General features: G+C 74.3%; 6 protein-coding genes and 2 pseudogenes. 2 read left to right on the top strand and 6 right to left on the bottom strand.

Going from position 1 to position 7790, the window contains the following annotated elements; translation table 11 throughout:
• Both I59_RS18990 and I59_RS18985 read left to right on the top strand, forming a co-directional pair.
• The coding region (locus tag I59_RS18990) for an aldo/keto reductase (protein WP_022902574.1) at nt 1-299 on the top strand (299 nt) is incomplete at its 5' end.
• Between the two features lie 107 nt (nt 300-406).
• A pseudogene (locus I59_RS18985) lies at nt 407-685 on the top strand (GNAT family N-acetyltransferase); the annotation flags it as partial.
• Between the two features lie 6 nt (nt 686-691).
• Here I59_RS18985 and I59_RS02800 read toward each other — a convergent pair.
• The 6 genes and pseudogenes from I59_RS02800 to I59_RS18980 form a co-directional block, all read right to left on the bottom strand.
• Nucleotides 692-892: a hypothetical protein gene (locus tag I59_RS02800; protein ID WP_148286054.1), complete on the bottom strand. Its 201-nt coding sequence runs from the start codon at nt 890-892 to the stop codon at nt 692-694.
• A gap of 46 nt (nt 893-938) precedes the next feature.
• The gene (locus I59_RS02795; RefSeq protein WP_022902570.1) at nt 939-1169 is read right to left on the bottom strand and encodes a hypothetical protein; all 231 of its coding nucleotides are present in this window, start codon (nt 1167-1169) and stop codon (nt 939-941) included.
• A 34-nt stretch (nt 1170-1203) separates the two neighbouring features.
• Nucleotides 1204-4341 (bottom strand): GH92 family glycosyl hydrolase, encoded by a 3138-nt coding sequence (locus I59_RS02790; protein ID WP_022902569.1) that lies wholly within the window; start codon nt 4339-4341, stop codon nt 1204-1206.
• 35 nt (nt 4342-4376) lie between these two features.
• The gene (locus I59_RS20560) at nt 4377-6005 is read right to left on the bottom strand and encodes a serine/threonine-protein kinase (RefSeq protein WP_049976513.1); all 1629 of its coding nucleotides are present in this window, start codon (nt 6003-6005) and stop codon (nt 4377-4379) included.
• A gap of 10 nt (nt 6006-6015) precedes the next feature.
• Entirely contained in the window at nt 6016-6822 is an 807-nt protein-coding gene (locus I59_RS02780) for a phosphatase PAP2 family protein (RefSeq protein ID WP_022902567.1), read from the bottom strand.
• A gap of 33 nt (nt 6823-6855) precedes the next feature.
• Nucleotides 6856-7790, bottom strand: a pseudogene (locus tag I59_RS18980) (bifunctional 3'-5' exonuclease/DNA polymerase); the annotation flags it as partial.

Genomic DNA, 7790 nt, shown 5'->3' with positions numbered 1-7790 from the left:
ACATCACGCTGCAGGCATGGTCGCCGTTCCAGAAGGGGTTCTTCGACGGCGTGTTCCTCGGCGATCGCGAGCACTACGCCGAGCTGAACGACGTGCTCGACGAGGTCGCGGCGGCGCACGGCGTCACGCCGACCGGCATCGCGGTGGCGTGGATCACCCGGCACCCGGCGCACTTCCAGGTCGTCCTCGGCACGACGAACCCGCAGCGGGTGCGGGAATCGGCGGCGGGCTCGGACGTGGAGCTCTCGCGCGAGGAGTGGTACCGGATCTTCACGGCGGCGGGCCACACCGTCCCCTGAGCGCGTTCGCGCCGCGCAGCGCAGCGCCGCGCACAACCAAAGTCACCTCGAACCAGGGTTCCACGCGGTTCGAGGTGACTTTGGTTGTGCAGACATCGTGCGCCACGGACGGCAGGGTGGTCGCCACGTTCCAATTCACCCGGATCCCCGGGATGGCGCGTCGGGGATCCACGAGGCTCCTCGTCGAGGCCGTACGGGTCAGCAGCACGTAGCGCTCCGGCGGGGTCGGGACCGCACTGATGCGGTGGGTCACCGACGAAGCGGCGCCATCGCTCGGGGCGTCGCTCGTGCAGCTCACCTCCGACGCCGCCCGGACGGACGCACACCGCTTCTCCGAGCGGCTCGGCTTCGTCGGGTCACACGTCGGATTCAAGTTCACGCGCTGACGCGCGTCAGTCCTCGGACGGCGGTGACGGCACGGCGACGTCCACCGGCGACACCCGCGTCGGGTCCGCCGACGCACCCCCGACCACGTCGAACGAGATGCCGAGCTCCGCGGCGGTCTCCTCGTCGAGTTCGAGTCCGTCTTCCTTCACCTGGTCCTCGGGGATGGTCCGGCCACCGGAGGGGTCCCAGGAGTTCGCGATCGACATGCGGCCGAGCATGCCCGACCCGCATGGCAATCCGCCAAGAAGCGCGTCAGAGGTCGTCCGTGTGGAGCCGGTCGCCCGCCTGCGGACGTCGGAAGACGGGACCACCGCCGGCTTCGTCCTCGTCGTGGTGGTCGACCGGCGAGACGCTCGGGTCGGGCGAGTCCGGGCCCACGTCGGCGCCGCGGTCCTCCTCCACCTCGAGTTCGGTGGCGTCGGAGCCGTCCACGGGGACGGACGCGCCGGGCTGCTCCGGATCGAACGGTGTGCTCATCGACATGGGCCGAGCATGCTCCGGGCCGGTGAACGGCGGGTCAACGCTGTCCGTCCGCCGCGATCAGCTCGAGCTGCGTGACGGCGACGTCCGTGACGGCGGAGAACGTGAACGCCGACCCGGCGCCCTCCAGGCGGAAGACCCGGGTCTGGCCGGCCCGGTCGAACTCCGCCTCGCGGACCGCTGACGACCCTGACCCGAGCGCCACGTCCCACGAGTAGCTCCCGGGCGTCTCGACCGTGACCGTGTAGAGCGACACCGGCACCGACGGCACCGCGAACGTGACGGACGCCCCCGCGGCGAGCGCCGTCGCGGTCCGCCCGGTGTCGTCGCTCAGCGGTGAGGACCCGACGGGCAGCAGGTCGACCGGGACGTCCCGGTACCCGTGCACCTCGGACGCGGAGACCGGCCGCGTGGCCGACGCCCAGCCGGCGGGCTCCGCGGACAGCGTGAACTCGATGGTCGACGCTGCGGCCACGACCTCGTGCGGGATGCTGACGGACTCCCAGGGCGCCCCGTCCACGGTGACCGACGCGACGTACCCGCCCACCGGCCCGGACACGACCTCGATCACGGTCGGCGTCGCACTGCCGTCCGAGGAGCCCGGACGGAGGACGGTCCGACGCACCGACGGCGGCACGAGCACGTAGGTGCCCGTCGACGGCGCCAGGGGGTAGAGGCCGATCGTGGCGAAGACGTACCAGGCGCTCATCTCGCCGTTGTCCTCGTCGCCGGGGTACCCCTGCCCGAGGTCGGAGCCGACGAACAGCCGCTCGAGCGCCGTCCGCACGACCCGGTGTGCGTCGTCGTGCCGGCCCGTGAACATCGGGAAGTACGGGATGTGGTGCGCCGGCTGGTTCGACATCCCGAGCATGCCCATCCGCACGTCGCGGGCCTCGGTCATCTCGTGGATGGGGAAGCCGTAGGAGCCGGACCGCTCGGTGGCGCCGGTCTCCGCGGTGGCGAAGAACGTGTCGAGCGCGGCGTCGAACCGGTCCGGACCGCCGTGCAGGTCGACGACCCCGGCGCCGTCGTGCGGCGCGGTGAAGGCGGTCCCCCACGCGTTCGTCTCGGTGTAGTCGTCGCCCCAGTCGCGCGGGTCGAACTCGGAGCCGATCCGCCACGAACCGTCCGGGTCCCGTCCGATGAAGAAGCCGCGTTCGGCGTCGAAGACGTTCCGGTACTGCAGGGAGCGCCGGGCGAACCACTCGTGCTCGGCCCGGAGCCGGTCGCGGTCCGCGTCGGTGGTCGCGCGGTCGGCGAGCAGGTCCGCCATGACCGCGAGCCCCCAGTCGTTGATCGCGGCGTCGAGGGTCCAGCTCATCCCCTCGTGGGTCGCGGTGTCGACGTGGCCGCGGAAGGCGCCCGGGAGGCTCCCCTTGCGACCGACACGCTCGTCGCGCGGCGGGACGGTCGCGTTGCGCACCGCGCTCCGGTACGCCGCCGGCAGGTCGAACCCGTCGACGCCCTTCGCGGCGAGGTCCGCGAAGACCGTGTCGCTCGTGGTGCCGGTCATGCAGTCCTCGGCGCCGGGCGCGCTCCACCGGGGCGTCCAGCCGCCGTCGTGGTGGTGCTCGACGAAGCCCTGCGCGAGCTCGCCCGCCGTCTCCGGGGTGAGGAGCCCGAGCAGCGGCCACGCGGTGCGGTACGTGTCCCAGAACCCGTTCGTCGTGGTGAACGGCCCCTCGACGACCTCGGGTCCGGGCTCGTCGCGGATCGGGGACGCCTGCACCGAGCCGTACGGGGACCGGTGACGCGGGGTGCCGTCCAGCGCGGTCTCGCCGGCACGGTTCGGGTAGAGGAACAGCCGGTACAGGCCCGAGTACAGCGAGGTCAACTGGTCCGGCGTCGCCCCCTCCACGGCGAGCGTCGCGAGCTCGGCGGTCCATCGATCCTCGGCGTGGGTGCGCATCGCGTCGACGTCCCCGGCGGCGTCGAGGTTCGCGCGGGCGTCCTCCATCGACACCGTGGAGATGCCGAGGAGCACGTCGACGTCCCCGTCGACCGCGAGCCACCCGCGCAGTCCGTCCTGGGCGACGACGGTGTGGTCCGCCGTGACCCGGGGCACCCGGACGTGGACGTGGTGCGGTGGGGTGCCCGGGCGGTCGTCGAGGAGGCACTCGACGACGGCCGTCCCGTCGGCGATCGTCACCGAGACGTCGGACACGCGGCCGTGGTGGTCGAGCACGACGCTGCGCGTGCCCGAGAAGCGGAAGCCGAGGGCGAACTCCCCCGCCGTCACCTCGGCCGTGACACCGTGGTCGAGGGCGACCCGGTAGCGGTGCGGGCCGTCCTGCTCGTCGTCGTGGTCGAACCCGAGCGCGCGGGCGGTCCGGTCGGGGTCCGGGGTGTCGAGCGGCGAGGGCATGACCTGGAACACCCCGCGGTCGCCCATCCACGGCGACGGGATGTGACTCGTGGCGAAGGCCTGGATCGCCGGACGCACCCGGTCCCCCTCGACCCGGGAGTGCTCGTGGAACGCGTACGGCCACCGGTTGCTCGACGCGTCGGTCATCGGCAGGCCGAACACCCCACCGTGCGGCAGCCCGACGAGCGGTGCGGTGTTCCCGCGCGAGAACCGGGACGACGCCTGCGTGCCCCGGGTCGTGCGGACGTGGTCGAGCGGCGTCGTCGGGGCCGGCCGTCCCGGACCGAGCCGGACGTCGTCGAGCCAGCCGCGGAGCGCCGGGCGCTCCCCGTCGCCGGACGGGTGCTGCGCGTCGGAGCCGAGCCGGGCCTCCAGGCGGTCGACGACCCGACCCGCGAGCGGGGTGAGGTCGACCGCCCGACGGTTCCACTGGTCGACCCACTGCTTGCGGGCGGCGTCCTGCGCCTCGGGCGTCGGCGCGTCGCCGTACTGGTCGTGCGCGACGCTGCTCAGCCGCGTGCCGTCGGTGCAGACGAGGTCGAGCGCGAAGGCCGTGGCGTCCCAGAAGTGTGGGAGGTCGGCCTCGGTCGGCTCGGAGCGGCCGTCGGGCAGGGTCCGCTCCGGGAACCACACCCACGACAGTTCGTCGCCCGGCGCGATCGTGCGACCGGACCACCCGGGGACCACGCCCTCGGCGACACCGCCGCCGGACGGTCGTTCGACGGCCCAGGCCTCCGCCGACGAGTACCCGACACCGTTCCGCGCTGCGACGGCCGTCGTCGGCCCGCCGCTCCGTTGCAGCTCTTCCACTCGGCCAGCCTATTGGTCCACCGAGTGGACGAAACCTACTTGTCGTGCCCGGGGGCCTTGCCGGACTTGCCCGGGCCGCCGTCCGACGCCGGCCCCGCGTCGGACACGGGACCGCCGCCGGTCTGCGGGCTCTCGACCGGGTTCGAGGCCGGGGTCGACGGCTCCGGCAGCGTGGTCGGCACCGGGGCCTGCGAGGGCTGCTGCTCCTCGGTCGGTTGCTGCTCCGGTTCGCTGGGCTGCTGCGCGGGTTCGCTCGGCTGCTGCTCCGGTTCGCTGGGCTCCTGCGCGGGCTCGGTCGGCTGGTCGTCGCTCGGCGCACTCGTGCTGCTGTCGGTCGGCGCCGGCGTCGGGCTGCCGCCCCCGAGGGCGACCACAGCGGCGACGATGCCGGCGAGGACGAGCAGCGCGACGACGACCGCGAGGATGATCGGGCCGCGCCGGCGCCGCCGCGGCTCGTCGTCACCTGGTCGGGCTGCCGGCGGAACCGGGGCACGCGGCGGGGTCGCGGCGGACCCACCCCGGCCGGCGGCGGCCACCCCGGCTCCGGCACCGCCAGCAGCGCCGGCAGCGCCCGCGGCGCCGAGGACCGTCGTCGCGACGTCGTCCGCACTGGAGGCACGGCTCACCGGCATCACCCGGGTCGCGTCCTCGGGACGGTCCGCCGCGCCCATCGGCTCGGTCGCCCCCATCGCGGCGGTCGCGGCACCGGCGGAGTCGGGATCCGCGGCGTCCGCAGCGGCAGCGGCAGCGGCGCCCACCCCGGCCGCTCCGGCCGCTCCGGCTGCTCCCGCCGCTCCGGCTGCTCCGGCGCGGGTCATCGCGCCCGGGGCGCCGGGCAGGAGCTGCGTCGCCGGGGCGACGTCGTCGCGGCCGAGGGCACGGAGGCGGTCGGCGGCCTCGGCCGCGGTCGGTCGTTCGTCCGGGTCGGTCGCCGTGAGCACGTGCAGGAGTGTGCGCCACGCCGTCGGCAGGTGCGGGTCGATCTCCGGGCTGCGGGCCAGCCGCGCGGTCGCGGACTCGACGGCGCTCCCGGGGAAGGGCCGCTTCCCGCTCAGCGTCTCGAGGAGCACCAGGCCGAGGGCGTAGACGTCGGCCTTGCCCGTGATCGGCTGGCCCATCACCTGCTCCGGCGCGATGTACGCGGCGGTGCCCATCACCGTGCCCGTCCCGGTCACCCGGGCGGAGTCCCGCAGGAGCGCGATGCCGAAGTCGGCGAGCTTGACGTGCTGACCGTCGGACTCGAGCAGGACGTTCGCGGGCTTGACGTCGCGGTGCACGACCCCCTGCGCGTGCGCCGCCGCGAGCCCGTCGGCGATCTGCGCCCCCACGCGGGCGGCCGTCACCGTGTCGAGCGGCCCCTCGCGAAGTCTCGTCGCCAGGTCGCTGCCCGGCACGAGCTCCATGATCAGGTACGAGTCGCCGTCGGCATCGTCGAGCGCGGCGTCGTACAGGGTGACGAGCGCCGGGCTGCGGAGGGACGCCAGCACCTGGATCTCCGCCTCGGCCCGCGCGCGCTCACCGTGGTCGACGGGCCCGATGCGGAAGACCTTGACGGCCACCTCGCGCCCGAGCATCTCGTCGACCGCGCGGTACACGGACGCCATGCCACCGTGCCCGAGCGTGCCGGTGACGCGGTACCTGCCGCCGAAGACCCGTTCCTCCATGTCCGGCAACCTACCGGGGAGACCTGACGGGCCGCGCACCCCGGCGCAGCGCCGTCAGGTACAGCCGGTGCGCCGTGACGACGAGCGCGAGCCAGGCCAGCCCGAGCGCCCACGCCGCCAGGACGTCGGTGAGCCAGTGGTGCCCGAGGAACACCCGGGACGCCCCGATCGACACGACGAACGCCGTCCCGACGGCGATCGTCCACACCCGCACGACCAGCCGGGACTGCCGGAGGACGAGCAGGTAGACGATCGTCCCGACCACCACGGTCGCGTTGAGGGTGTGGCCGGACGGGAACGACGCCGAGTGCTCGTACGGGGGCACCGCGTCGGACAGCGGCGGTCGGGCCCGCCCGATCAGGTCCTTGCCCGCGATCGTCATGAGGAGCGAGCCACCGCTCGCCGCGACGAGCAGCACGAGCGGCGTCCAGGCCCGGCGCTGGACCGTGAACCCGACCAGGAAGCCCACGGCGACGATGGGCATGCCGATCGTGCCCGCGACGTCGGTCCACCACGTGACGAGGGTGTCCGCCGTCGGTGACCGGAGCGTGAGCACCCAGTCGAGCACCGGCCGGTCGAGCACGGCGACGTCGTCTCCGGCCCGGACGGCGTCGTAGACCTCGGACGCGCCCCAGGTCGCCGTGACGGCCACGCCGATCCCGATCGCCAGCGTGAGCACGAGCACGGGCAGTGCGCCGTAACGGTGCCCGAGCGATGCCCACGCGTCCGCGACGGTCGCACCGGCTCGAGTGCGCCACCGGGTCAGGTCGACGTCACCGACCCGCTGGTCGGGGGTCTCCGCGTGCGTCTGGTCCATCGACCCACCCTGCCCGAGGGTCGGTGTGAGCGGTCAGTCCTTCGCGTCGGCGTAGCTGTCGACGACCGCGACGCTGAGCGGGAACGTGACGGGGAAGTCGCGGAAGAGCAGCCGTCCGGCGTCGACCGCTGCCGACCGGACCTGCTCGGCGACCCACTCGGCGTGCTGCTCGGGCGCGTGCACCACGAGCTCGTCGTGCACGAAGAACACCAGGTGCGGCCCGGCGGTGACCGGCCCCGGGAACCGCGCGGCGATGCGGGTCCGCAGTGCCCCCATCCACGCGAGCGCCCACTCGGCGGCCGTGCCCTGCACCACGAAGTTCCGGGTGAAGCGCCCCCAGCTGCGGGCCCGCGACTCCACCGCCCGCTGCATCGCGGGGGTGCCCTCGACCGAGTACGCGTGGTTGCGCGCCTCGAACCAGGAAGCATCGGGGACGGGTGACGTCCGCCCGAGGAGCGTCGTCACGGGCTCGCCGCGCTCCCCCGCGCGGGCGGCACGCTCGACGAGGGCCAGCGCCTGCGGGAACGCCCGGGCGAGCCGGGGCACGAGCCGACCGCCCTCGCCCTGGGTCGCGCCGTACATCGCGCCGAGCATCGCCCCCTTCGCCTGCTGCCGGGTCTCGACCGCGCCCGAGGCCACCACCCCGTCGTAGAGGTCACGCCCGTCGCCCGCTGCGGCCATCGCGCGGTCCCCTGCCATCGCGGCGAGCACGCGCGGTTCGAGCTGCGCGGCGTCGGCGACCACGAGCTTCCAGCCCGGGTCGGCCACCACGGCGCTCCGGATGCCCTTCGGGAGCTGCATCGCTCCCCCGCCGTCCGCAGCCCAGCGACCGGTCACGACCCCGCCGACGACGTACTTCGGGTGGAACCGCCCGTCGCGCACCCAGTCGTCGAGCCAGGTCCACCCGTTCGCGGTGAGGAGGCGGGCGAGCCGCTTGACTCCAGGAGCGGCTCGATGACGGGGTGTCG

It is taken from the genome of Curtobacterium sp. B8 (assembly GCF_000333315.1).
GTDB classification, from domain to species: domain Bacteria; phylum Actinomycetota; class Actinomycetes; order Actinomycetales; family Microbacteriaceae; genus Curtobacterium; species Curtobacterium luteum.
This window is presented reverse-complemented; position numbering and strand designations above follow the sequence as displayed.

Excerpts from the sequence above, each read along its gene's own strand:
- I59_RS02800 (WP_148286054.1), bottom strand. The coding sequence starts at position 892 with ATGTCGATCGCGAACTCCTGGGACCCCTCCGGTGGCCGGACCATCCCC.
- I59_RS02795 (WP_022902570.1), bottom strand. The coding sequence starts at position 1,169 with ATGTCGATGAGCACACCGTTCGATCCGGAGCAGCCCGGCGCGTCCGTC.
- I59_RS20560 (WP_049976513.1), bottom strand. The coding sequence starts at position 6,005 with ATGGAGGAACGGGTCTTCGGCGGCAGGTACCGCGTCACCGGCACGCTC.
- I59_RS02780 (WP_022902567.1), bottom strand. The coding sequence starts at position 6,822 with ATGGACCAGACGCACGCGGAGACCCCCGACCAGCGGGTCGGTGACGTC.